We start from the raw sequence: 24,218 nt of genomic DNA, 5'->3' as shown, positions 1-24,218 counted from the left end.
CGATGGCAACACGATTCTGCTGTCGGTATTTGCTCGGCTGCAGATCTCGTACGCTGAATTTTTTGTCATTGATTGTTGCCGACCGCATCCTTCCTCATGGACGGGCTGTCGGCATTTCCAGGTTTTCCCACGGCTTCTTCAGCCGTAACCATGATGCACGGCGGCAGCCTCGATCTTGCCTTAATCCGGGCGGATTGGCTTCCTATGTGGTTGGTTGATGAAGTGTTTTCGGCTAGAGAGGCCGGGGCCGCGTGATGCGTGCCACTGGCGGGGCTCTTCCTTCGCGGTCATGAAGCGACCTTCATGGTGCGCGGCGTAGATCAGATCACAGGCATCGGGTTCCTAAGAAGCATGTCGATACAGCGTCTCACGCGCGACCTCCGTCATCCCGCAGCAAGCATCGGCCGGCTCCGCCTCGCCGCGTCGCTGATCCTGCTGGCGCCGTTGTTGAGCGGCTGCGGCACCGGCGGACTCTGGGACAAATTCCTGGCCAAGGACGACACCTTCGTCGATGAGCCCGCGGACAAGCTCTACAATGAGGGCTTGTTCCTGATGAACGAGAAGAAGGACGTCAAAGGCGCGACCAAGAAGTTCGAGGAGGTCGATCGCCAGCATCCTTATTCCGACTGGGCCCGCAAATCGCTGCTGATGTCGGCCTACGCGTCCTATCAGGCCGGCGACTACGACGGCTGCATCGGCGCTGCCACCCGTTACGTGACGTTGCATCCGGGCAGCCCGGACGCGGCCTATGCGCAATACCTGATCGCCGCGTCGCATTACGACCAGATCCCGGACATCAGCCGCGATCAGGGCCGCACCGAGAAGGCCATTGCCTCACTCGAAGAGGTGGTACGCAAATATCCGACCTCCGAATACGCCACCAATGCCAAGGCCAAGATGGAGGGCGCCCGCGACCAGCTCGCCGGCAAGGAGATGGATGTCGGCCGCTATTACATGCAGAAGCGCGACTACACGGCCGCCATCAACCGCTTCAAGGCGGTGGTGACGCAGTATCAGACCACGCGGCACGTCGAGGAAGCGCTGTATCGCCTGACCGAGGCCTACATGACGATCGGCATCGTCGGCGAAGCCCAGACGGCGGCGGCTGTGCTCGGGCACAATTTCCCCGACAGCAAGTGGTATAAGGACGCCTACAATCTCGTGAAGTCGGGCGGCGTCGAGCCCGAGGAGAACAAGGGCTCCTACATCTCCCGGGCCTTCAAGAAGCTGGGCCTCGGCTGAGCGGTCGGCCAGATCGGCTGGTCGGTCTGGCTTTGTTCTGTATTCTTGTTTTGTTCTATATTTGCTGCTAGCATCGAGTCGTTCGCTCAGGGGCGTTCCGCCCCGTTACGAAGGACTTCGGTTCCATGCTGGCGCGACTGTCGATCCGTGACATCGTCCTGATCGAACGACTCGATCTCGAATTTTCCCATGGACTTGCGGTGCTGACCGGCGAGACCGGTGCCGGCAAGTCGATCCTGCTCGACGCCTTTGCTCTCGCTCTCGGCGGCCGCGGCGACGCCAGCCTGGTGCGCCACGGCGCCGACCAGGGGCAGGTCACGGCCGTGTTCGAGATCGGCAAGGATCATCCCGCCGCCAGGATCCTCGCAGCCAACGGCCTGGATGCCGATGGCGAGATGATCCTGCGCCGCGTTCAATACGGCGACGGCCGCACCCGCGCCTTCATCAACGACCAGTCGGTCAGCGTGCAGACGCTGAAAGCGATCGGCGCCACCCTGGTCGAGATCCACGGCCAGCATGACGAACGTGCGCTGGTCGATGCCGCCACCCACCGCCGGCTGCTGGATGCCTTTGCGGGCCTGGAGAAGGATGTCGCCGCGGTCGAGGCGCTCTGGGCGGCCCGCCGGACCGCGGTCACGGCGCTCGATGAGCATCGTGCGAGCATGGAGCGCGCGGCCCGCGAGGCCGATTATCTGCGGCATGCCTCGGACGAGCTGAAGAAGCTGGCGCCAAAGGAGGGCGAGGAGACGCAGCTCGCCGCCCGCCGCACCGCCATGATGCAGGGCGAGAAGATCGCAGGCGATCTGCGTGACGCGCAGGATGCCGTCAGCGGCAACCAGTCGCCGATTGCCGCGCTGGCTGCGGCGGTCCGCCGGCTGGAGCGACGCGCGGTCAGCTCGCCCGCGCTGGTCGATCCAGCGGTGAGGGCGATCGATTCGGCGATCAACGCCCTGGAGGAGGCCGATCAGCATCTGACGGTGGCGCTCGCGGCCACCGATTTCGATCCGCTGGAGCTGGAGCGCATCGAGGAGCGGCTGTTCGCGCTGCGCGCGGCCGCGCGCAAATATTCGACGCCGGTGGACGGTCTGGCTGCTTTGGCTGCCAAATATGCCGCCGATGTGATCCTGATCGATGCCGGCGCCGAGCAGTTGAAGAAGCTGGAAGCGGCGGCGGCGGCGGCTGATGCGCGCTATGCCGCGGCGGCGGCCAAGCTGTCGGCGGCGCGGACCAAGTCGGCGGAGAAGCTGAACCGGGCCGTCCATGCCGAACTCGCCCCGCTCAAGCTCGAACGCGCCAAGTTCATGACCCAGGTCGACAGCGACGCCGAAGCGCCGGGGCCGGAGGGCATCGATCGCGTCGAGTTCTGGGTGCAGACCAATCCGGGCACGCGGCCGGGCCCGATGATGAAGGTCGCCTCGGGCGGCGAGCTGTCGCGGTTCCTGCTGGCGCTCAAGGTCGTGCTGTCCGACCGCGGCTCGGCGCCGACCTTGGTGTTCGACGAGATCGACACCGGCGTTGGCGGCGCGGTCGCCGATGCCATCGGCGCCCGGCTGGCGCGGCTCGCGCACGGGGTTCAGGTGATGGCCGTGACCCATGCGCCGCAGGTCGCGGCGCGGGCGGACCAGCATTTGTTGATCTCCAAGGATGCGCTCGACCGCGGCAAGCGCGTCGTCACCCGGGTCAATACGCTCGCCACCCTGCACCGCCGCGAGGAGATCGCCCGCATGCTGGCCGGCGCCGAGGTCACCGCCGAAGCCCGCGCCGCCGCCGACCGGCTGCTGGAGGCTGCGGCGGCATAAGCCGAGGGATCGGGCCGAACGCTTTTGGCTCCGGCGTGCGCATTGTGTAAACCGTCGTTTCGGGGCGGCCTTCGGGCCGTCCCGCCATGACGAGCAGACAGTACGCAGCATGCCCAAGACAGCAAAACCGAAGCAGCCCGTCGACGTTGCCGATCTCACCAAGGCCCAGGCCAAGGTGGAATGGAAGCGGCTGGCGCTGGAGCTCGAGACCCACGACAGGCTCTATTATCAGGATGACGCGCCGAAGATCTCGGACGCCGCCTATGACGAGCTGCGTCGCCGTTTCAATGCGATCGAGAAGCGTTTCCCTGAGCTCGTCAGCAGCGAGTCTCCGTCACAGAAGGTCGGCGCGGCTCCCTCCGGCCGGTTCAAGAAAGTGCGGCACGCGGTGCCGATGCTGTCGCTCGACAACGCCTTCGCCGAGGAGGACGTGCGCGACTTCGTCGGCCGCATCGCGCGCTTCCTCAAGCTTGCCGACGATCGCATCGATTTCTCGGCCGAGCCGAAGATCGACGGGCTGTCGATGTCGCTACGCTATGAAGGCGGCGAGCTGGTCACCGCCGCGACCCGCGGTGACGGCGCCGAGGGCGAGGATGTCACCGCCAACATCCGCACCCTGAAGGACGTGCCGCACAAGCTGCACGGCCGCAACCTGCCCGACATCTGCGAAGTGCGCGGCGAGGTCTACATGACCAAGCAGGCCTTCCTCGCGCTCAACGAGCGCCAGAAGGAAGCGGGCGACACCATCTTCGCCAACCCGCGCAACTCCGCCGCAGGTTCGCTGCGGCAGAAGGATCCGGCCATCACCGCCTCGCGTCCCCTCGGCTTCTTCGCCTATGCCTGGGGCGAAATGAGCGCGATGCCGGCGGAGACGCAGAGCGGCATGATCAAATGGTTCGAGCGTTGCGGCTTCACCACCAATCCGCTCACGAGGCTCTGCCACTCGGTGGAGGAGCTGATCGCATTCCATCATCACATCGAGGAGCAGCGCGCCGAGCTCGACTACGATATCGACGGCGTCGTCTACAAGGTCGACCGCATCGACTGGCAGGAGCGGCTCGGATTCGTGTCGCGCACGCCGCGCTGGGGCATCGCGCACAAGTTTCCGGCCGAGCGCGCCATGACCGTGCTCAAGGACATCGAGATCCAGGTCGGCCGCACCGGCTCGTTCACGCCGGTCGGCAAGCTTGAGCCGGTCGGTGTCGGAGGCGTCATCGTGCAGAACGTGACGCTGCACAACGAGGACTACATCAAGGGGATCGGCAACAAGGGCGAGGTGCTGCGCGAGGGCCGTGACATCCGGATCGGCGACACCGTCGTGATCCAGCGCGCCGGCGACGTCATCCCGCAGGTGGTCGACGTCCTCATCGACAAGCGGCCGGAGCACGCCAAGGAATTCCACTTCCCGAAGACGTGCCCTTGTCCGCTGCATACCGACGTCGTGCGTGAGGAGATTGCGACCGGCGAGGAGGGCTCGCGCGCCCGCTGCACCGGCGAGTTCGCCTGTCCATTCCAGAAGATCGAGCACCTCAAGCTGTTCGCCTCGCGCCGCGCTTTCGACATCGATGGTCTCGGCGAGAAGCAGATCCAATTCTTCTTCGACCAGGGCTGGGTCAAGGAGCCCGCCGACATCTTCACGCTGGCCGCACGCAACAGCAAGCTGAAGCTCGAGGAGATCGAGGGCTATGGCGAGACCTCGGTGCGCAATCTCTTCAATGCCATCGACGCGCGGCGCGAGATCGCGCTGGAGCGCTTCATCTTTGCGCTCGGCATGCGCCATGTCGGCGAGACCACGGCGCTGGCGCTGGCGCGGGGCTATGGCTCATGGGAGGCGTTCCATGAGGCCTGTCTCAAGGTCGCCAATGGCGACGAGGAGGCGATCGCGGAGATGGATGCGCTCGACCAGATCGGCGACACCGTGATCAAGAGCGTCGCCGCCTATTTCGGCGAGGACCACAACCGCGGCATCGTCGAGCGGCTGACGAAAGAGGTCAAGATCCTCGACGCGGAGAGGCCGAAGCGCAATTCGCCGATCGCCGCCAAGACTGTCGTGTTCACAGGCACGCTGGAAAAGATGACGCGCGATGAGGCCAAGGCGACTGCCGAGCGGCTCGGTGCGAAAGTGTCGGGATCGGTGTCGAAGAAGACGGACTACGTCGTCGCCGGTCCGGGGGCAGGCTCAAAGCTGAAGGACGCGCAAAAGCACGGCGTGCAGGTGCTCACCGAGGACGAGTGGCTGCAGCTGATCGGGGAGTAGCAGCTCCGCAGTGTTGGTTGCGACAGACGCTGGATGCGACACCAACAGTTGTCATCATCCGCGAAAGCGGATGATCCAGTATTCCAGAGGCATTTGTCATAGGGCCGAGACGCCTCGGCCTACTGGATACCCGCCTGCGCGGGTATGACGCCGAGAGTGACGCGCGGTCGTGCAGTCGCTCACGCACCTCCCTCACATTACCCCGGCTTCGTCCTCTTCCGCCGTCTCGATCAGCTCCTTCGTCACCTTCATCTGCGTGCGCGGAACCAGGAAGATCATGCTGCAGGCGCAGGCGAGGGACAGGGTGAGCATCGCTGATGTCAGCGGCAGCGTGCTGCTGAAATGGCCGCCGAGCCAGGCGCCGAGCTGCGACGTCAGCGCGCCCACGCCCATTTGCAGGAATCCCATCGCGCCGGAAGCGGTGCCGGCTGCGCCCGGCCGGACGCTGATGGCACCGGCTGCGGAATTCGCCATCACGGCGGCATTGGCGAACATCAGCAGCATCTGCGTGCCGAACAGCACTGATGGCACCTGGTTGAAACCGAACAGGCTCCACGTGAAGTTCAGCGCGGCACTGGTGAGCTGCAGTCCCAATCCGAACCAGATCAGCCGATCGAGCGAATGGCGCGGCGCGTAGCGCACGCAGAACAGGTTGCCGACGAAATAGGCGAAGCCCGTGGTCGCAAACCACGCGCCATACTCCGCCGATGAGCGGCCCATCTGCACCTCGACGATGTACGGCCCGCCGCCGGCGAAGGCGAAGATGATCTGCGACGCCAGCACCTGGCACAGCATGTAGCCGAGGAAGGCGCGGCTCCTGACGAGCATGGCGACGTCGCGGCGGAAGCTCGCGCCTTCGATGCGGGCAGGGCGCGTTTCCGGCAGGGTCAAGGTCACGGCGATCGCGATCACGATCGACAGCGCGGCGACGACGTAGAAGATGGCGTGCCAGCCGAACGCGATCTCGATCAGGCCGCCGGTCAGCGGCGACAGCATCTGCGCGATCATCATCACCGCGACGACGAGGCTGATCATCGCGCCGATGCGCTCGCGCGGATAGAGATCGCGGATGATGGCGCGGCTGATCACCATGCCGCTGGCGCCGCCGAGCGCCTGGAAGAAGCGCGCCGCGATCAGCTGGGGCAGGGTGTCGGCGAAGATGCAACTGACGCTTGCGACGATCGACAGCGCGAGCCCTGCAAGCATCACGGGGCGGCGGCCGAAGCGGTCGGAGAGCGGCCCGAGCAGCAGCTGCGAGATCGCGATGCCGGCCATGTAGAACGACACCGTCATCTGCACGACGGAGGCGTCGCGCCCGAACGTGGTCGCGAGCAGCGGCAGGGCCGGCACCAGCAGGTAAAGCGAGATCGGCGCCAGCCCGGTCATGACGACCAGGAGGACCAGCACGGTGCGCGAGGGGACGGCGCGCGGTGGCGCCGCCCCGGGCGGTCTGCTGATCATTCCATGCATGGCGCCGCTCAAATCAGGTGAACGCCCTGACTGTAGCGGCCTTCCGCTTCGCGGAAATGCCTGTTTCGGCATGCGCCCATGCGGGCAGCGGGACAGTTGGTAGCAGGGCGCGCGGATCGCTACAGTGGCGCAGTCGCCTGATCGAGCCAGCGCTGGTCGTTCTCGTCGAGCGCTGCACGGACGGTTTCCCTGACCCGGCCATGATAGGCGTCGAGCCACGCCCGTTCCTCGGCGGTCAGCATGGCGACGTCGATCAGGCGGCGGTCGATCGGCGCCAGGGTCAGCGCCTCGAAGCCGTTCATCGGCTTCTCCGCGTCCGCGACGTCCTTCGCCACCACGAGCTCGAGGTTCTCGATGCGGATGCCGAACGCGTCGGTCTTGTAGTAGCCGGGCTCGTTGGACAGGATCATGCCGCGCTTCAGCGGTGTCGTGCCGAGCTTCGAGATGCGCGCGGGTCCCTCGTGCACCGACAGATAACTGCCGACGCCGTGACCGGTGCCGTGCTCGAAATCGATGCCGGCCTGCCACAGGAACTGCCGCGCCAGGGTGTCGAGCTGGGCGCCGGTAGCGCCATCGGGGAAGATCGCACGTGCGATCGCGAGGTGGCCGCGCAGCACGCGGGTGAAGCGGTCGCGCATCTCCTCAGTCGGCACGCCCACGGCGATCGTGCGGGTGACGTCGGTGGTGCCGTCCTGATATTGCGCGCCGGAATCGATCAGCAGCAGATCGCCCGGCATGATGCGGCGGTTGCTCTTGCGGGTGACGCGATAATGCACGATCGCGCCGTTCGGACCGGTGCCCGAGATGGTCGGGAACGACACGTCCTTGAGCGCGCCGGTGTCGCGGCGAAAGCTCTCCAGCGCCTCGACCGCATCGATCTCCGTCAACGTGCCCTTCGGCGCCTCGCGATCGATGAAGGCCAGAAAGCGCACCAGCGCGACCGCATCGCGCTGATGGGCGCGCCGCGTGCCGTCGATCTCCACCGCGTTCTTGGCGGCCTTGAGCAGGCTGACCGGATCGGCGCCGCGCACCGCCTTGCCGCCGGCGCCCTGGATCAGGCGCGTCAGGGCATCGGCTGCCGTGGCGCTGTCGAGCGCGATGGCTGCGCCGGATTGCGCGAGCTCGGTCAGGCGCGGTGTCAGCACGTCCGGCTCCGCCACCTCGGCGCTCTGCTCGAGATGATCGCGTGTCAGGTTCGAGAGCTTGCGGGAATCGATGAAGATGGTCGGACGTCCGGTCTTCGGCACCAGCGCATAGGACAGCGGCAGCGGCGTGTGCGAGACGTCGGCGCCGCGGATGTTGAAGGTCCAGGCGACGTTGTGGGAATCGGACAGCACCAGCGCCTCGACGCCGAGCCGCTCGATCTCCTGGCGGATCCGGCCGAGCTTGTCCGCCTCGCTCTCGCCGGATAATTCGGCGCCGTGGATGGATACGGCGCCGAGCGGCGGCAGCGGGCGTTCGGTCCAGATGCTGTCGACCGGGTTGCTCTCGACCGGCACCAGCTCCGCGCCGGCCTTGGCACAGGCGGCGGCCAGTCGTTCGGCCGCGGCCGTCGTATGCAGCCACGGATCGAAGCCGACGCGGTCACCGCTCTGCAGGTGTCGCGTCAGCCAACTCTCGGGCGGCGGCTCGATCAGCGATTCCACGGTCCAGGCCTTGCCGTCGACCTGCTTGCCGGCCTGCAGCGTATAGCGGCCGTCGACGAAGATCGCGGCGGCCTGCGGCAGCACGATCGCAAGGCCGGCCGATCCGGTGAAGCCGGTGAGCCACGCCAGCCTTTCCTCCGACGGTGGCACATACTCGTTCTGCTGCTGGTCGGCCCGCGGCACGATGAAGCCGGTCAGCTTGCGCCGTGCCAGCTCCTCGCGGAGAGCGGCCAGCCGCGCGGTCAGCGCCACGCCGGTTTCGGGTTCTTCGAACGTCTGGAACAGAGCTTCGAACATCGGTCTCATACTTTAGAAGTGGATCTTGCCGCGTCGGCGACGAATACTCCTCCAGCAGACAGTGCAGTGCACGAAGAATCTCCTTGCATTCGCCTGTGCAAAAAGATTTGCTGTCGCATGCCGGTCATCCGAAAGAGATGCGGCGAGGAAACGTATGGACGTGACGACCACGATCGTAAAGATCATCCACGGTCGCATGATCCGGGGAGTGCCTCAACTCAACGGCGAGGGGATGCACGATGCCTGCTTTTACCTTCGAAAAACTATCGGCGCCCGCGCCAAGTGGACCGGCGCCCGCACCGGTCGAGAAGCCGCGCAGCGCGCTGGCGGACCTCGTCAATCGTCTCGTCGCGCCGCGCGTTCGACGTGCCTCTCGTAGTCAGTCCGACTCCACCTCCCAGCAGAGCCAGCCGAAGACGTAATCGCGAGCTTGCCGCACCCAGCGTGCAGGTTCGATCCATGCCGTGAGCTGATCCGCCTCACTGCTGCTTTTGCAGCAACAGGCTGCTCCACCCCTCGATTCTCAAATGCCGGACCGGAACCAGGCCGCGGGCACGATAGGCGGCGCAGACGGCGCGTGCCTGCGGGGTCAACAGGCCCGACAGGATCACGAAGGCTCCGGGCGCGAGGTGGCGCTGCATCGGCGCAGCCAGCTGGCGCAGCGGGTTGGCCAGGATATTCGCCAGCACCAAATCGAACGGGCCGCACCGGGCAAAGTCCGCGGCGGCGAAGCCGGTAGCTCGGATGACCCGGACCAGGGGGCCTGCGCCGTTGAGCCGGGCGTTCTCCCGCGCCACCATGACCGAGGGCGCATCGATGTCGCTCGCCAGCACGGACCGGTGCGTTGCCTTGGCGGCGGCAATCGCGAGCACGCCGGTGCCGGTGCCGAGGTCGAGCACCCGTCGCGGCGCGCGGGTCTTGAGCACGTGATCGAGCAGCAGCAGGCAGCCGCGGGTGGTGCCGTGGTGACCGGTGCCGAAGGCGAGCGCCGCCTCGATCTCGATCCCGAGCTTGTTGCCGGGCACCCGCTGCCGGTCATGGCTGCCATGGACCATGAAGCGGCCGGCCGGCACCGGGACGAGGTCGTCCAGGCTGGCCTTGACCCAGTCCTTGGCCTCGACGACTTCGAATGCCAGGGTCTGGGCTACGTTGGGGCCCGCCGCCCCGCCGACGAGCTCCCGCACCAGCGCCTGATCCGGCGGATCGGCGAAATGAACCGTCACGTCCCAGCGGCCGTCCGGCCGCTCGAAGGCCGCGACCGCGGCATCACCTTCGAAGAACACCTCGGTCAGGACGTCGACGGCCGGGCGCGCGGTCGCTTCATCGGCAACGGTGAAGCTGGCCTTGTGGGTGGCGGGCGTGGTCGTTGAGGTCATCAAGGTGGATCCTGGCGAGATTTGACGGCGTGGTTAAGGGATTTGTCTGCCAACGCAAGCGATAGGACCGGAAATCTGCCAGGTTGGAACATTCAACGGTTGTATCTTGCCGCTGGCGGGGCGGCGTAAAAGTTGTGATTCAATTCCCGCAAAGAATCTCTGCAACTTGAACAGAGCGCCTTATCTCAACTTTAGGTTCTGGCCGCCTAATTTTCTCGTCATGGGAACCGGATGATCCTCGGTTCCTGGGTTGGGAAACGAGGTTCAGATGAAGACCACTCTGCTGAAGTTCTTGCGTGATGAATCTGGCGCCACCGCCATCGAATACGGCCTGATCGCAGCCGGCATCTCGCTGGCCATCATTGCCGCCGTCAACGGCCTGGGCAGCTCGCTCAGCAGCAAGTTCGAGTCGATCAACACGTCGCTGAAGTAATCCGCCTGACACGGCGTTCTCGAAGAACCGGGCCTCAGCGCCCGGTTTTTCTGCTTTTGGGGTGGGGGAATCTCGAAAGCAGGTCCACAGCATACCCACACGGCCGTGCACTGCTTATTGGATCGTTCATCCACTGCGCGTCCACAGCTTGTCCACACGGACGCCCACCCGCCTTTCCACCCCTTATCCTCAGCCGAACAGGGCGCGATGGTCGGACAGGATCGCCTGGGCCGCATTGTGGCCGGGGGCGCCGGTGACGCCGCCGCCGGGGTGGCTGCCCGAGCCGCAATGGTAGAGCCCTTTCAGCGGCGAGCGATAATCGGCGTGACCGAGCATGGGGCGGGCCGAGAACAACTGGTTCAGGGTCAGCGCGCCGTGGAAGATGTCGCCCCCGATCAGCCCGAACTGGCGCTCGAGGTCGAGCGGTGACAGCACTTGCCGGCCGAGCACGCTGGCCGCAAAGCCCGGTGCATAACGGTCCACCGTCGCGATCATGAGGTCGGCGACCTCGTCGCGATGATTGTCCCAGGAACGGCCGTCCGGCAGCTCGGGCGCGACATGCTGGCAGAACAGGCTGGCGACGTGCTGGCCCGCGGGCGCCAGCGTCGGGTCGAGGGTGGAGGGAATCAGCAGCTCGACCACGGGATCGCGGCTCCAGCCATGCGCCCGCGCGTCGAGATAGGCCTGGTCCATGTAGCCGAGGCTCGGGCCGAGGATGATCCCGGCGGACAGATGGTCGCCGTCGCCCGGCAGCGCGCTGAACGAGGGCAGCCGGTCGAGCGCCACGTTCATGCGGAACGTGCCCGAACCGCACCGCCAGTTCCTGATGCGGCTCAGGAACGGCGCGGGCACGGCGCCGGCCGGCACCAGGCGCGTATAGAGCAGCTTCGGGTTCACGTTGGCGACGACATGGCGGGCGCGGATGGTGCGGCCATCCTCGAGCACGACGCCGACCGCGCGGTCGCGCTCGACGATCACCTCGCGCACGCCGGCCTCGACCTCGACCAGCGTTCCCAGCTCTTTCAGGCGCCCGGCCATCGCCTGCGTGATCGCGCCCATCCCGCCGATCGCATGGCCCCAGACCCCCTTCTTGCCGTTCACCTCGCCGAAGGCGTGATGCAACATCACATAGGCCGAGCCGGCGGCATAGGGGCTGGCATAGTTGCCGACGATGGCATCGAAGCCGAACAGCGCCTTCACCAGGTCGGTTTCGAAGATCTCGTCGAGCATCTCGCCGGCCGAGCGTGTGAACAGGTCGAGCAGATCGCGCTGCTGCTCCAGCGACAGTGCGCGCAGGGTGTTGGCCGTGCCGAGCGCGTTGAAGGCCTCGCGGATCGCCGACAGCCCGAACTGGGCGACCAGGTTCGGCGGCGCCCGCAGCACGAGGCTGCGCAGCACGTCCGCGATGGCCTCGAGCCGTGCCGAGAACGGGCCGATCGCGTCGGCGTCCCGCTCGCTCAGTCGCGCAACCGAAGCCAGCGTGCGACCCTCGCCCGTCAGCAGATAGCGGCCGTCGGGCGAGGGTAGGAAGTTCTGCGCCCGGCGCTCGACGATCTCCAGCCCGTGCTCGTGCAGTTTCAGGTCGGAGATGACGCGCGAATTGAGCAGGCTCACGGTGTAGGACGCGACGGAGTTGCGGAAGCCCGGATGAAACTCCTCGGTGACCGCGGCGCCGCCGACCACCTTGCGGCGCTCGACCACATGCACGCGCAGGCCCGCCATCGCGAGGTAGGCCGCACAGGTCAGGCCATTATGGCCGGCACCGATGATGATGACCTCGGTTTCATTCATGTCAGCTTCAAAAAGCCCTGTTTAATGACCCGCACCGGGAACCTCGGCTGGTGCTGTCGCGCCGGATGGCTGCGACGTCAAGGGAAACTCCATTTTGCCTCAGCTCCTCGCCATACCGCCCTGCGATCCGCTATGTCTCGTCTGCTCATCGCGGTCCGGTCTTGGCATCTGATGCCGGCCGCGCCGCTGCCGGAGTTGTCATGACCTCAATCGCCTCGCCCGCCGCCGTCGCTCAGCCCTCTGCCGCACGCAACCGGCTGGTGCTCGTCGTCTATACCGCCGCAATTTTCGTCAGCGCGCTGCTGCTGTTCTCGGTGCAGCCGCTGTTCACCAAGATGGTGCTGCCGCGGCTCGGCGGCTCGCCGGCGGTGTGGTCGGTGGCAATGGTGTTCTTCCAGACCTTGCTGCTCGCGGGTTATGCCTATGCGCATTTTCTCACCCAGTTGCCCAGCCGGGTGCTCCCGATCGCGATTCATCTGCTGCTGCTCGGTTTCGCCATCCTGACGTTGCCGCTGTCGATCGCGAGCAGCTGGGGCGACCCGCCCAGCTCCGGTTACGGGCTTTGGCTGCTCGGCCTGTTCACCGTGTCGATCGGCCTGCCGTTCTTCGCGCTCGCTGCCAACAATCCGCTGCTGCAGGCGTGGTTCGTGCGCTCAGGTCATCCGGCCGCGCCGGACCCGTATTTCCTCTATGCATCGTCGAACATCGGCAGCTTCCTGGCGCTGTTGTCCTATCCTCTGCTGATCGAGCCGATCTTCAGCCTGCGCGTGCAGAACCTGATCTGGACCGGCGGCTATGGCCTCCTGATCGCGCTGATCGCCGGCTGCGGCGTCCTGTTGCTGCGGTCGCCGGTGATCGTCACGAGCCTGCTGCACACCGGGGACAGCAATGCCCCGGCGCCACGCTGGCTGCTGCGTCTGCGCTGGATCTTCCTGGCCGCGGTGCCCTCCGGCCTGCTGATTGCGGTGACCGCGCATATCTCCACCGATGTCGCGGCCGCGCCCTTGCTGTGGGTGCTGCCGCTGTCGCTCTATCTGTTGACCTGGGTGCTGGTGTTCCAGTCGCGGCCGTTGCTGCCGCACAAATGGATGCTGGCGCTACAGCCGCTTGCGATCGCCGGCGTCGTCGTCCTGCTCGCTTTTGGCGGCGAGCAGAATCTCGCGCTCACGCTCGGCGGCCATCAGCTCTGCTTCTTCATCATCGCCATGGCCTGCCATGGCGAGCTCGCGCGCACGCGCCCGCCGGCCAAGTATCTCACCGGCTTCTATGTCGCGCTGTCGTTCGGCGGCATGGTCGGCGGCCTGTTCGCCGGCCTGATCGCCCCCTTCACCTTTTCTTGGGTCGCCGAATATCCGATCCTGCTGGCGCTCGCGGCGCTGTGCCGGCCGGCGGCCAATGAGCGCTTGCCACGGATCACGCGCTGGTACTGGCTCCTGCTCGCGGTCATTGCCCTCGCGCTGCTGGTGCCCGCCGGAATGACCGGCAAGCTCACGACCTATCTCGAGGACCACCGCGTCTATGTCGCGGGCGCCGTGGGCGTGCTCGCCGTGCTGCTCGCTCTGCTGCTGAACGGTGGCCGCTGGAAGGTGTTCGCGACGGCCGCGCTCGCGCTCGTCCTGATCCGCGCCTATCCGGCCGATGACGGCCGCGTCGAGACGGTGCGCAGCTTCTTCGGCGTGCACAAGATCGTGGTGACCTCCGACGGGCACTATCACGTGCTGATGCATGGCACGACCATCCACGGCGCGCAGAAATATCTCAACGCCGACGGCTCCAAGGTGACGGGGCGGCCCGAGCCGATCACCTACTATCACAAGGACGGCGGCATCGGCCGCGCCATCACCGCGATCCGGGAGCGCAAGGGCGCGCCGCTCAAGGTCGCCGTGATCGGCGTTGGCGCCGGCACGCTCACTTGCGCAGCCGAGCCCGGCGAGATCTGGAAATTCTTCGAGATCGACCAGACCATGATCGATACGGCCAGCGATCCGAAATATTTCAGCTACATCAGGAACTGCGCGCCGGACTTCAAGCCTGTCATCGGCGATGCCAGGCTGACCTTCGCCAAGGAGCCGGACGGCGCCTACGATCTCATCATCGTCGATGCCTATTCCTCGGATGCGATTCCGATCCATCTGGCGACGGAGGAGGCGATGGCGATCTACAAGGCGAAGCTGGCGCCGCAGGGCGCCGTCGTGATGCATGTCTCCAATCGGCATCTGGAGCTGGAGAGCGTCGTCGTCGGCATCGCCGACGCCAACGACCTGAAGAGCTGGGTCTACAACGAGGACTCCGGGCGCGACGACGAGTACATCTTCTCCACCGACGTCGTCATCAGCGCGCGCGAGGACGCCGACGTCGGCAAGCTGGCCTCCTCGGACAAGTGGACCGAAACCGAGCCGACCGACGGCGAGCGGGTCTGGACCGACGATTATTCGAACATTCTCGGCGCCGTGTATCGGCGGCTGCGCGACGGCGAGTAACAGGGGCACTGCCGCCGTTCGACGTCGCCGGGCCCGGATCGTCGTTGATGATGGCGTCTGCGCCCAAAGAGGTGCGCGCCTCGTCAGTGGCGGGCCTCGGTTGCATTGCCGCATCGATTTCGCGAGCGTCTGATCGCCGACTTTGCTGTACCGCATCGCAAAACGCAGTGGTTACGCGCATTCTGCGCGGGCCTCTGTTGCGTGCCCGTCATGACCATGCTACCTTGAGGTGCGCCCCTCATTTGAAGTCGGTACTTTGCGCGTCTTCGAATGGGTGGGTTGGGGCACGCACGCGCAGTCGAGCTGGATCGCAAACTGAGCGGTGAGGGACCGGTCTGGTCGTCTCGCCCTGAGCGAACGATCGCGCGGACGCTGTCCAGATCGAGGTGCTGTTCGTCCGGGCGGAGCCAGCGGTTCGGACGAGAGATGATTGTTCGCGACTAGATATCGTTCGACTACAAAATGCCGGCCGCATCAAAGCAGGCCGGCTTCACATGGGAGGGGTTCAATGAAGCGTCTTTGGATTGCCGGTGCGTCTGCCTTGTTGTCGATGGCGCTCGGTCTCGGCTCCGCGGGAGCCGCGGACAAGAAGGTCCTCGCCTTCGTCGTCAACGGCGCGTCCGACTTCTGGAAGATCGCCGAAGCTGGCGTCAAGAAGGCGCAAGGCGAGCTGCCCAACTACAACCTGCAGCTCAAATATCCCGAGCAGGCGGCAGCCGCCGTGCAGCAGCGGATGCTGGATGACCTCGTCGCGGCCGGGGCTGCCGGAATCATGGTGAGCGCCGTCGATCCGAAGAACCAGACTGAGCACCTCAACAAGATTGCCGCACAGACGGTGCTCTTCACCACCGACAGCGACGCTCCGCAATCGAAGCGCATCGCCTATATCGGCTCCTCCAATACCGAGCTCGGCAAGGATGCCGGCAAGCTGATGCTGAAGGCGCTGCCGAATGGCGGCAAGTGCGTCGGTTTCGTCGGCCTGCTCGGGGCTGACAACGCCCGCGAGCGCATCGAAGGCGTGAAGGCGACCATCAAGGGATCGAAGGTCGAGCTGGTCGACGTACGCGGCGACGAGATCGACCAGACCCGGGCCAAGCGCAATGTCGAGGACATCCTGGCGGCGATGCCGGACGTCAGTTGTCTGGTCGGCTTCTATTCTTACAACACGCCGCGCATCTACGAGGTGCTGAAGGAGGCCGGCAAGCTCGGCAAGATCAAGGTCATCGGCTTCGACGAGGATCCGATCACGCTCGGCGGCGTGAAGGACGGCGCGATCGAGGGCACGGTAGTGCAGCAGCCGTTCGAGTGGGGCTATCAGGGCATGAAGCTGATGGCGAAGGTCGTGCAGGGCGACAAGTCCGGCGTTCCGGCCAACGGCATCATCATCGTGCCCGGCAAGGTGATCGAGAAGTCCAACGTCGACGACTTCATGGCGCAGATGAAGCAGATGCTGAAGAAGTGACGCGACGGCCGGCGTGCGCGAGCCCTTCCTTGAGCTGATCGACATCGGCAAGACCTATCCTGGCGTGGTCGCGCTCGACCACGCCAGCCTGTCGGTCGCGCCCGGCGAGGTGATCGCCCTGGTCGGCGAGAACGGCGCCGGCAAGTCGACCTTGATGCGCGTGCTCGGCGGCGTGGTGGAGCCGAGCAGCGGCACGATCCGGATCGATGGCGTGGCGCGGACCAGCTACACGGTGGCGGACGCGATCGCGTCCGGCATCGCCTTCGTCCACCAGGAGCTGAACCTGTTCGACAATCTCGATGTCGCAGGCAACGTCTTCATCGGCCGCGAGCCGGTCTATGGCGGCCCGCTGCGGCTGATCGACCGCAAGACGCTGCGGGCCAAGGTGCGTCCGCTGATCGCGCGCCTCGCCGCTGATTTCGAGCCGGATACGCCGCTCGCCGAGCTGTCCTTGGCGCAGCGCCAGCTGGTCGAGATCATCAAGGCTTTGTCGCTCGACGCGCGCTGCGTCATCATGGACGAGCCGACCTCCAGCCTGACGCTGTCGGAAACCGAGCGGCTGATGCAGGTCATCGCCGGCCTGAAGGCGGACGGGGTCAGCGTCATCTTCATCACGCATCGCCTGAACGAAGTCATGCAATGCGCCGATCGCGCCATCGTGCTGCGCGACGGCCGCATGGTCGGCGCGCTGACGCGAGACGAGCTCAGTCCTGCCGCGATGATCCGGCTGATGATCGGCCGGGACCTGCGGTCGCTCTACGTGCCGCCGGCCGCGCCGCCCGGCGAAGCCGTGCTCGACGTGGTGGAGGCCGTGACCGCGACCTATCCCAACCAGTCCGTCAGCCTGCAGCTCCGGCGCGGCGAGATCCTCGGGCTTGCAGGTCTCGTCGGCTCCGGCCGCACCGAGCTCGCGCGCGGCATCTTCGGCGTCGAGCCGCTGCTGGCCGGGGGCATCAGCCTGGAGGGCGAGCCGATCCGCATCTCGACGCCGCGCGCGGCGATCGATCGCGGCATCTATCTCATTCCGGAAGACCGCAAGGCCTGCGGCCTGCTGCTCGACCTGTCGATCGCCGAGAACATCTCGCTGCCGGATCTCGCCTCCTATCTCAGCTTTGGACTTGTCGACATCAGGCGTGAGACCGAGAATGCCGATCGGCAGCGCGAACGGCTCAAGATCCGGGCGTCCGACGTCAAGGTCTCGGTCGGCACCTTGTCCGGCGGCAACCAGCAGAAGGTCGTGCTCGCCAAATGGCTGTCGATGCGGCCAAAGGTCCTGATCTTCGACGAGCCGACCCGGGGCATCGATGTCGGTGCCAAACAGGAGATCTACGACATGCTGCGGCGTCTGGCGGATTCCGGCGTCGCGATCCTGATGATCTCGAGTGACATGGAGGAGGTGATCGGGGTGAGCGACCGGATCGCAGTGATGCATGAAGGCATGATTTCGGGCTTCCTGGCCCGCAACGAGTTCAGCGAGCACAACGTGCTTCAGCTCGCCGTCGGCCATACCGTCTGAGCGAGGGCGCCCGTGCAGAAGAAAGATCTCAGCCTGCTGATCCTGATCCTGGTGGTCGGCGCCGTCGTGGCCTTCATCAACCCGCGCTTCCTGCTGGTCGGCAACCTCTCCAATACCGCCAACCAGGTCGGCATGTTCGGCATTTTCTCGATCGCGGAGGCCTTCGTCATCATCGTCGGCGGCATCGAGCTCGCCGTCGGCTCGGTGATCGCGTTGCTCGGCGTGCTGTTCATCGACCTCATCGTCAACCGGGACGTCGACTGGATCGCCGCCTTGTTCCTCATCCTCGCCGGCGGCATCGCCATCGGCTTGGTCCATGGCACGCTGGTCACCAAGATGCGCATCCAGCCCTTCGTGGTGACCCTGTGCGGGCTGCTGATCTACCGCGGCGCGGCGCGCTACTACACCGAGGATGCCACCGCCGGCTTCGGCTATGGCGCAAGCTTCCCGGCGCTGGAATGGCTGGCCGCCGGCCGCACCGATGTCCTCGGCTTTCCGCTGCCGCATAGCGTCGTGGCGCTCGTCATCGTGGCCGGCATCGCCTGGCTGGTGCTGCACCGCTCGGTGTACGGCCGTTATTTCTACGCGGTCGGCAAGAACGAGGAGGCGGCGCGCTACTCCGGCATCCGGTCCGATCGGGTCACGATCGCGGCCTATGTGATCTGCGGCGGGCTGACAGCGCTGGCCGCGGTCCTGCTCGCGATGTACACCCGCTCGATCTCGCCGGCGGTGCACGGCTCGTTCTACGAGCTCTATGCGATCGCCGCGGCGGTGCTCGGGGGCTGTTCGCTGCGCGGCGGCGAGGGCTCGGTCATCGGCGTCGTGCTCGGCACGATCCTGCTGCAGATGCTGCAGAACCTGGTCAATCTGCTGGGCATCCCGAGCTCGCTCAATTTCGCCGTGATGGGCACGGTGATCCTGATCGGCGTGCTGGCCGATCAGTATTTCGTGCAGCGGCGCACGCGCATGCCGACGGCCCGCGGGCAGGCCAGCGCCGATCGCGCGTCCGCCTCGCTCGAGCGGGTCAACGCCGAGTGAGGAGGCGCCGATGCGCTGCGTAACAGCGCCCGGCCGCGACGATCAATGCGCAATCAGTCCTGATAGGTGTAGTAGCCGCGCGGCTGATAATAAGAGCGCGGCTGGTAATAGCGCGGCTGCGCGTAGCTCGGATTGCCGTTTTGGTAATAGTACTGCTGCTGCGGATAGGCCTGCGCGTCGTAGACGCGCCGGGCCGTGCCGCGCGGCGCCGGATAGCGCACGCCGTTGTCGCTGCCGTCGGCGGGATAGATGTAGCCGTCATCGGGCCGCTGCTGCGGAACGACCTGGCGTCCCGGCAGCATCTGTGGCTGCGGCGTCAGCACGACCGGCTCGCCACTGTCGTCATACTGCTGCGGCACGTCGCGGCGGGCAACAGCGGTGCCGCGGCGTGGATTGCGCGCCAGCGCCACCTCGGCCGAGCCGGTCAGGGTCACCGTGGTGTTGAGCACGCCGTCCTTTTGCACCAGGTCGTAGAGCGTCGTGGCATTCGCCTTCGACAGCCGGACGCAGCCGTGAGACGCGGGGGTGCCGAGCCGGCCCTCTGAATCGGTGCCGTGAATGGCGTGGCCGACCTTGGTGAAGAAGATTGAGTGCGGCATCGGCGCGTCGTCGAACTCCTTGGAAAAATGATCCGCTTCCATGCGGAAGGCGCGGAACGAGCCATTGGGCGTTTCGCGCGAGGGAATGCCGGTCGAGACCGGCCACCGGTAGCGCTCGACGCCATCGACGGCGACCGTCATGATCTGGTTGTTCTTGTCGACGGTGATGTCGATCTTGGCCAGAGCTGGCGTGGCCGACAGAAAGGCGAAGCCGGCAACTGCAAAAAGGATGGTACGCATCTAACCTCTGGCCTCCAGGGCCCTCGACTGTGGAGAGACCTCAAACGGGACTTCGACAACGCCCAGGTCATCGCCTCGGTCTGCACTATGTCGGAATTGCGGGCTTTGTTCCAGCCGAGGGCACCCTCAACCTTAATGGCGGGCAGGGACCGGACAAAGGCTCCCCGCGTTCATCGGCGCTGACATTTTCGCGACCCGCGGATGGCCTTTCATTCCGGCGCTTAGGACCTCTCTAATCGGTCCAATTCGTCACGACCGCGCAACTTTTTGGCCGCATCCGCGTTTCAAGGATTCCTCCATGCGGTTTCCAGGATTCAAAATGCTGACGATGAAGGCCAAGACGGCGGTGCTCGACGATCGCGCGCCGCAGAAGCTGACATATCTGCTCGCCGCGCTCGCGCTGGTCATCCTGGCGCTGGCCTGGCTGGCGCTGCCGCAATTCGCCCATGCCCAGGGCATCATCCGTGGCGCCCATGAAGGGGCCCACGAAGGCAACCGCATCGCCGGCCCGGTCGGCGGCGTCGTCGGAGGCGCGGTCGGTGCGGGTGTCGGCGGAGCCGTGGGCGCCGTCGAGGGCGTGCTCGGCATTCCACACCGCTCCTATTACCACCGGCACTATCACTGCCGGGGATACCGCGATGGCTACGGCCGCTTCCACTGCTACCGCTGAGCTGGAACGCCGCCCCCGATGCCGGCTCAATGCTTGAGCCGGTATCCGGTCTTGAAGATCCACCAGATGATCGCCATGCAGATCGCCAGGAACAGCAGCGTCACGCCGACGCTGATTTCCACCCTGACGTCGGCGATCTCGTAGAAGCTCCAGCGAAAGCCAGAGATCAGGTAGACCACCGGGTTGAGCAGCGCGATCGAATGCCATGTCGGCGGCAGCATGTTCACCGAGTAGAAGCTGCCGCCGAGGAAGGTCAGCGGCGTCACCACCAGCATCGGGACCATCTGCAGCTTCTCGAAGCCGTCGGCCCAGATGCCGATGATGAACCCGAACAGGCTGAAGGTCACGGCCGTCAGCACCAGGAACGCCAGCATCCACACCGGGTGCTGGATGTGCAGCGGCACGAACAGGCCGGCGGTGGCGAGGATGATCAGCCCGAGAATGATGGATTTCGTCGCGGCCGCGCCGACATAGCCGAGCACGATCTCGAAATGCGAGATCGGCGCCGAGAGGATCTCGTAGATCGTGCCGATGAATTTCGGGAAGTAGATCCCGAACGAGGCGTTGGAGATGCTCTGGGTCAGCACCGACAGCATCACGAGGCCGGGCACGATGAAGGTGCCGTAGCTGACGCCCTCGACCTGGCTGATGCGCGAGCCGATCGCGGCGCCGAACACGACGAAGTAGAGCGAGGTCGACACGACGGGCGACACGATGCTCTGCAGCAGCGTGCGCCAGGTGCGTGCCATTTCGAACTTGTAGATTGCGGCGACCGCGCGAAAATTCATTGCCGCACCAGGCTCACGAAGATGTCTTCCAGGGATGATTGCTTGGTCTCGAGATCGACGAAGCGGATGCCGGCGGTCCTGAGATCGCCGAGCAGGCTGGTGATGCCGGTGCGCTCGCCCTTGGTATCGTAGTCATAGGCGAGCCGCCAGCCGTCGTCCGACAGCGCGAGATCATAGGGCGCGAGCGCCTCGGGGACGGCTTCGATCCGGTGCTGCAGATGCAGGCTCAGCCGCTTCCGGCCGAGCTTTGCCATCAGCTTGGCCTTGTCCTCGACCAGGACGATCTCGCCCTTGTTGATGACGCCGACGCGATCGGCCATTTCCTCGGCTTCCTCGATGTAGTGCGTGGTGAGAATGATGGTGACGCCGGCGGCCTTGAGCTCGCGCACGACGTCCCACATGCCCTTGCGCAACTCGACGTCGACGCCGGCGGTCGGCTCGTCCAGGAACAGCACCTGCGGCTCATGCGATAGCGCTTTCGCAATCATCACGCGGCGCTTCATGCCGCCGGACAGTGTGATGATCTTGGCGTCCTTCTTGTCCCAGAGCGACAGGTCCTTGAGAATCTTCTCGATCAGGGCAGGGTTGTTGGGCTTGCCGAACAGTCCCCGGCTGAAGCTGACCGTGGCCCATACGGTCTCGAACGAATCAGTGTGCAGCTCCTGCGGCACCAGCCCGATCAGCGCCCGCGCGGCGCGATAGTCGCGGTTGATGTCGTGGCCGCCGACCGCGACCTTGCCCGTAGACGCATTGACGATGCCGCAGATGATGCTGATCAGCGTCGTCTTGCCGGCGCCGTTGGGCCCGAGCAGCGCGAAGATCTCGCCCCGCTCGATCGCGAGATCGACATTGTTGAGTGAGGTGAAGCCCGAGGAATAGGTCTTCGACAGGCCGGTAACGGAAATGACGGGAGGCATCACGAGGGAATTCGATCCGAGGGATTCGAAAAGGGCAGGGAGCTGCGCGAAGGAGGGGGCGCAGGCGCGGGCGAAGCGCTCAGATAGGAACGGCGGTGCGTTACCGCAATCGCGCGCGCCGCTCTCGATCGTGTCGCTTGTTGGGCTTTTCCGTGGCCGACGCCGGTGAGTGTTGCTGCGCAGCCACGTCTGGGGGAGGAACGCGCCCCGCAATGTCCGACGATGTTGCGTCCGCGAGCATCTTGGGTACGGTCGCGCCGTCTCGACATTTCCGCTGCGGAGAAGGACCGATGACGCCACGCGCCAGCACCGTTCGACCCACCTGCAAGCGCAGCCTCTCGGCGCGCTGCTTTGGCATGGTGGCGCTGGCCGTTGCGCTGGCTCTGCCGCTCGGCACCGGATCGGTGCGGGCGGCGCCGAGCCCGGCGGCCGCGAGTGCCGCCAGCACCACGCATGTCTATCTGCTGCGCGGCGTGCTCAACATCTTCTCGCTCGGGCTCGACGACATCGCCGCCAAGCTGGATTCGCAGGGCATTCCGAACACGGTCGCCAATTTCGTGTCGTGGTCGTCGCTCGCCGACGAGGCGGCGGCCGCCTATCGCGCCGGCCGGATCAAGACCATCATCCTGGTGGGCCATTCCTCGGGCGCGACGGCGCTGCCTGACATGATCAACAAGCTCGGCCAGCTCGGCGTGCCCGTGAAGCTCGCGATCGGGCTCGACTCGGTGTTCAAGACCAAGCTCGTTGGCGGCAACGCCGAGCGCTACATCAATTTCTACATCGCCAGCGGCGCCGGTGAGCCGGTCCGCCGCGACGACGGCTTCCGCGGCAAGCTCGAGAATGTCGACGTTCAGTCGGTTCCCGGTGTCGGCCACGTCACGATCGAAAAGAACCAGATCATGCAGCAGAAGGTGATCGGTGCCATCGACGGCGTGGTGTTCGGCGGTCGGGGCCGCCCGGCGGCGGCGCCGCCGACCCGCATGGCCGCCCCGCAGCGGGCTGCCAACGTCACCGGTTACCGGTAATAGGCGGCCGCGTCACCGGGCGCGCGCCCCAAAATGCTCCCATTCGGCGGCGACAAGCGGTATGGCAGGGGGGGAGACGACCCTGCTTGATCTGAGCTTGAGAGCTTTCCCGGGAGCGCGAATGACCAGCGTGGCGCGAATCGCGAGGCGGTGGCTCGGCCCAGCCAAGGCGGCTGCCGGCAGGAGATTGCTCGCGATCCTCGTTACCGCACCTCTCCTCGCCGGACTTGCCGCCTCGAGCATCTCGCAGGCCGCCCAGCCCGGTGCTGCTTCCGCCCCCGCGCCGACCAGATCAGCCAAGGCATCCCCGGCAGCAACCCCCGCGGCGATCCGCGCGGTACCCCCCGCGCCGCCCGAGATCAGCCAGCCGCTGCCGCCGCCGCGGGTGTACCTGTTCCGCGGCGCGCTCGGGCCGCTGTTCTCGACCGGGATGGACCGTCTGGCCGAAAAGATCGAGCAGGCCGGCTACCGGGCCAGTGTCTATGAATTCACGCTGTGCGACCTGATCGCGCTCCAGGTGGCCAAGAACTACCGCCAGGAGCCGGGCCCGATCGTGCTGATCGGCCATTCGATGGGCGGGCTGTGCAGCGTCCGCATCGCGATCACACTGCAGGAGCAGAACATCCCGGTTGCCCTCGTCGTCACCGTCGATCCGGCGCATGCGACCAAGAGCGTGCCGCCCAACGTGCAGCGCTTCATCAACCTGTTCCTGTCCGACAACATTCTCGGCGGCGGCGACGTCAAGCCCGAGCCCGGCTTTCGCGGTCATTACGCGAGCTTCGACATGAAGGATCATGACGAGGTTACGCACATCAACATCGACAAGATGGAGGATGTGCACGCCCAATTGGTCACCATGATCAGCCAATTGTCGCAGACCTCGGCCACTGCCGAGGCCGACCCGGTGCCGCTGCGCTACTTGGTGCCGCCGAAAGCCTCCGTGGAGTTGTGGGACAGCGGCACTGCACTGGCAGTGCGGCCGGGCGAGACCCTGGACCAGATCGCCACCAATTATCGCGTTCCGCTCTGGGCTCTGCAGCAGTCCAATCGCGGCCTTGCCGCCCAGCCGCTGGTCCCAGGCCAGCGCATCATCCTGCCACGCCATCTGCTGCCGCAGGTGGCAAGCCAGCCGCCGCAGCTGCCGTCGGAAGCCCAGGTCAGGCGCTGAGCGC

General features: G+C 65.8%; 18 protein-coding genes. 11 read left to right on the top strand and 7 right to left on the bottom strand.

What is annotated here, in order from left to right:
- Positions 1-351 precede the first annotated feature (351 nt).
- From QX126_RS01070 to ligA, 3 genes are all read left to right on the top strand, one after another.
- Positions 352-1,242, top strand: coding sequence for an outer membrane protein assembly factor BamD (locus QX126_RS01070; protein ID WP_315736792.1), 891 nt, complete (start codon positions 352-354; stop codon positions 1,240-1,242).
- 125 nt (positions 1,243-1,367) lie between these two features.
- Positions 1,368-3,041, top strand: coding sequence for a DNA repair protein RecN (gene recN / locus QX126_RS01065; protein WP_315736793.1), 1,674 nt, complete (start codon positions 1,368-1,370; stop codon positions 3,039-3,041).
- Between the two features lie 109 nt (positions 3,042-3,150).
- Positions 3,151-5,298: an NAD-dependent DNA ligase LigA gene (gene ligA / locus QX126_RS01060; protein WP_315736794.1), complete on the top strand. Its 2,148-nt coding sequence runs from the start codon at positions 3,151-3,153 to the stop codon at positions 5,296-5,298.
- Between the two features lie 192 nt (positions 5,299-5,490).
- Here the strand turns inward: ligA and QX126_RS01055 are convergent, their stop codons facing one another.
- The 3 genes from QX126_RS01055 to QX126_RS01045 all read right to left on the bottom strand — a co-directional run bounded on the left by QX126_RS01055 (position 5,491) and on the right by QX126_RS01045 (position 10,087).
- Positions 5,491-6,768: a multidrug effflux MFS transporter gene (locus QX126_RS01055; protein ID WP_315736796.1), complete on the bottom strand. Its 1,278-nt coding sequence runs from the start codon at positions 6,766-6,768 to the stop codon at positions 5,491-5,493.
- A 119-nt stretch (positions 6,769-6,887) separates the two neighbouring features.
- Entirely contained in the window at positions 6,888-8,711 is a 1,824-nt protein-coding gene (locus QX126_RS01050; protein WP_315778772.1) for an aminopeptidase P family protein, read from the bottom strand.
- A gap of 479 nt (positions 8,712-9,190) precedes the next feature.
- Positions 9,191-10,087, bottom strand: a complete 897-nt coding sequence (locus QX126_RS01045) for a 50S ribosomal protein L11 methyltransferase (protein WP_315778770.1) — start codon at positions 10,085-10,087, stop codon at positions 9,191-9,193.
- 268 nt (positions 10,088-10,355) lie between these two features.
- Here QX126_RS01045 and QX126_RS01040 point away from each other — a divergent pair, with 268 nt between their 5' ends.
- Positions 10,356-10,520: a Flp family type IVb pilin gene (locus tag QX126_RS01040; protein WP_315736801.1), complete on the top strand. Its 165-nt coding sequence runs from the start codon at positions 10,356-10,358 to the stop codon at positions 10,518-10,520.
- Positions 10,521-10,709: 189 nt separating this feature from the next.
- Here the strand turns inward: QX126_RS01040 and QX126_RS01035 are convergent, their stop codons facing one another.
- Complete coding sequence (locus tag QX126_RS01035; RefSeq protein ID WP_315778768.1) at positions 10,710-12,311, bottom strand: NAD(P)/FAD-dependent oxidoreductase; 1,602 nt, start codon at positions 12,309-12,311, stop codon at positions 10,710-10,712.
- A 200-nt stretch (positions 12,312-12,511) separates the two neighbouring features.
- Between QX126_RS01035 and QX126_RS01030 the strand changes: the two genes are divergently transcribed.
- The 4 genes from QX126_RS01030 to QX126_RS01015 all read left to right on the top strand — a co-directional run bounded on the left by QX126_RS01030 (position 12,512) and on the right by QX126_RS01015 (position 18,807).
- The gene (locus QX126_RS01030; protein ID WP_315778766.1) at positions 12,512-14,791 is read left to right on the top strand and encodes a fused MFS/spermidine synthase; all 2,280 of its coding nucleotides are present in this window, start codon (positions 12,512-12,514) and stop codon (positions 14,789-14,791) included.
- A gap of 508 nt (positions 14,792-15,299) precedes the next feature.
- Positions 15,300-16,253 carry a sugar-binding protein gene (locus QX126_RS01025; protein ID WP_316178606.1) on the top strand — a complete coding sequence of 318 codons (954 nt, stop codon included), beginning with the start codon at positions 15,300-15,302 and terminating at the stop codon, positions 16,251-16,253.
- 13 nt (positions 16,254-16,266) lie between these two features.
- Positions 16,267-17,769, top strand: a complete 1,503-nt coding sequence (locus QX126_RS01020) for a sugar ABC transporter ATP-binding protein (RefSeq protein WP_315778764.1) — start codon at positions 16,267-16,269, stop codon at positions 17,767-17,769.
- A 12-nt stretch (positions 17,770-17,781) separates the two neighbouring features.
- Positions 17,782-18,807: an ABC transporter permease gene (locus QX126_RS01015; RefSeq protein WP_315755099.1), complete on the top strand. Its 1,026-nt coding sequence runs from the start codon at positions 17,782-17,784 to the stop codon at positions 18,805-18,807.
- Positions 18,808-18,860: 53 nt separating this feature from the next.
- Here the strand turns inward: QX126_RS01015 and QX126_RS01010 are convergent, their stop codons facing one another.
- Positions 18,861-19,646: a L,D-transpeptidase gene (locus QX126_RS01010; protein WP_315778762.1), complete on the bottom strand. Its 786-nt coding sequence runs from the start codon at positions 19,644-19,646 to the stop codon at positions 18,861-18,863.
- Positions 19,647-19,965: 319 nt separating this feature from the next.
- Here QX126_RS01010 and QX126_RS01005 point away from each other — a divergent pair, with 319 nt between their 5' ends.
- Entirely contained in the window at positions 19,966-20,316 is a 351-nt protein-coding gene (locus tag QX126_RS01005) for a hypothetical protein (protein ID WP_315736808.1), read from the top strand.
- 26 nt (positions 20,317-20,342) lie between these two features.
- On the opposite strand, the gene QX126_RS01000 is transcribed toward QX126_RS01005, so the two are convergent.
- A complete protein-coding gene (locus tag QX126_RS01000) occupies positions 20,343-21,104 on the bottom strand; it encodes an ABC transporter permease (RefSeq protein WP_315736810.1) in 762 nt (253 codons plus the stop codon).
- Positions 21,101-22,021: an ABC transporter ATP-binding protein gene (locus QX126_RS00995; protein ID WP_315755102.1), complete on the bottom strand. Its 921-nt coding sequence runs from the start codon at positions 22,019-22,021 to the stop codon at positions 21,101-21,103. The genes QX126_RS01000 and QX126_RS00995 overlap by 4 nt, the downstream gene beginning before the upstream one ends.
- A 290-nt stretch (positions 22,022-22,311) precedes the next feature.
- Between QX126_RS00995 and QX126_RS00990 the strand changes: the two genes are divergently transcribed.
- Both QX126_RS00990 and QX126_RS00985 read left to right on the top strand, forming a co-directional pair.
- Positions 22,312-23,046, top strand: coding sequence for a hypothetical protein (locus tag QX126_RS00990; RefSeq protein WP_315736813.1), 735 nt, complete (start codon positions 22,312-22,314; stop codon positions 23,044-23,046).
- 121 nt (positions 23,047-23,167) lie between these two features.
- On the top strand, positions 23,168-24,214 hold the full coding sequence (locus tag QX126_RS00985; RefSeq protein WP_315736815.1) for an alpha/beta fold hydrolase: 1,047 nt from the start codon (positions 23,168-23,170) through the stop codon (positions 24,212-24,214).
- Positions 24,215-24,218 lie beyond the last annotated feature (4 nt).

The organism is Bradyrhizobium sp. SZCCHNPS1003, from assembly GCF_032381555.1.
In the GTDB taxonomy this organism is placed as follows: Bacteria; Pseudomonadota; Alphaproteobacteria; order Rhizobiales; family Xanthobacteraceae; genus Bradyrhizobium.
The sequence above is the reverse complement of the archived record's forward strand: the minus strand, read 5'-3'. Positions and strand labels throughout refer to the sequence as shown.

Coding starts and splice junctions, on each gene's coding strand:
- QX126_RS01040 (WP_315736801.1), top strand. CDS start 10,356: ATGAAGACCACTCTGCTGAAGTTCTTGCGTGATGAATCTGGCGCCACC.
- QX126_RS01025 (WP_316178606.1), top strand. CDS start 15,300: ATGAAGCGTCTTTGGATTGCCGGTGCGTCTGCCTTGTTGTCGATGGCG.
- recN (WP_315736793.1), top strand. CDS start 1,368: ATGCTGGCGCGACTGTCGATCCGTGACATCGTCCTGATCGAACGACTC.
- QX126_RS01000 (WP_315736810.1), bottom strand. CDS start 21,104: ATGAATTTTCGCGCGGTCGCCGCAATCTACAAGTTCGAAATGGCACGC.
- QX126_RS01045 (WP_315778770.1), bottom strand. CDS start 10,087: ATGACCTCAACGACCACGCCCGCCACCCACAAGGCCAGCTTCACCGTT.
- QX126_RS01050 (WP_315778772.1), bottom strand. CDS start 8,711: ATGTTCGAAGCTCTGTTCCAGACGTTCGAAGAACCCGAAACCGGCGTG.
- QX126_RS00990 (WP_315736813.1), top strand. CDS start 22,312: ATGACGCCACGCGCCAGCACCGTTCGACCCACCTGCAAGCGCAGCCTC.
- QX126_RS01010 (WP_315778762.1), bottom strand. CDS start 19,646: ATGCGTACCATCCTTTTTGCAGTTGCCGGCTTCGCCTTTCTGTCGGCC.
- ligA (WP_315736794.1), top strand. CDS start 3,151: ATGCCCAAGACAGCAAAACCGAAGCAGCCCGTCGACGTTGCCGATCTC.
- QX126_RS01005 (WP_315736808.1), top strand. CDS start 19,966: ATGCTGACGATGAAGGCCAAGACGGCGGTGCTCGACGATCGCGCGCCG.
- QX126_RS01070 (WP_315736792.1), top strand. CDS start 352: ATGTCGATACAGCGTCTCACGCGCGACCTCCGTCATCCCGCAGCAAGC.
- QX126_RS00995 (WP_315755102.1), bottom strand. CDS start 22,021: ATGCCTCCCGTCATTTCCGTTACCGGCCTGTCGAAGACCTATTCCTCG.
- QX126_RS01035 (WP_315778768.1), bottom strand. CDS start 12,311: ATGAATGAAACCGAGGTCATCATCATCGGTGCCGGCCATAATGGCCTG.
- QX126_RS01030 (WP_315778766.1), top strand. CDS start 12,512: ATGACCTCAATCGCCTCGCCCGCCGCCGTCGCTCAGCCCTCTGCCGCA.
- QX126_RS00985 (WP_315736815.1), top strand. CDS start 23,168: ATGACCAGCGTGGCGCGAATCGCGAGGCGGTGGCTCGGCCCAGCCAAG.
- QX126_RS01055 (WP_315736796.1), bottom strand. CDS start 6,768: ATGCATGGAATGATCAGCAGACCGCCCGGGGCGGCGCCACCGCGCGCC.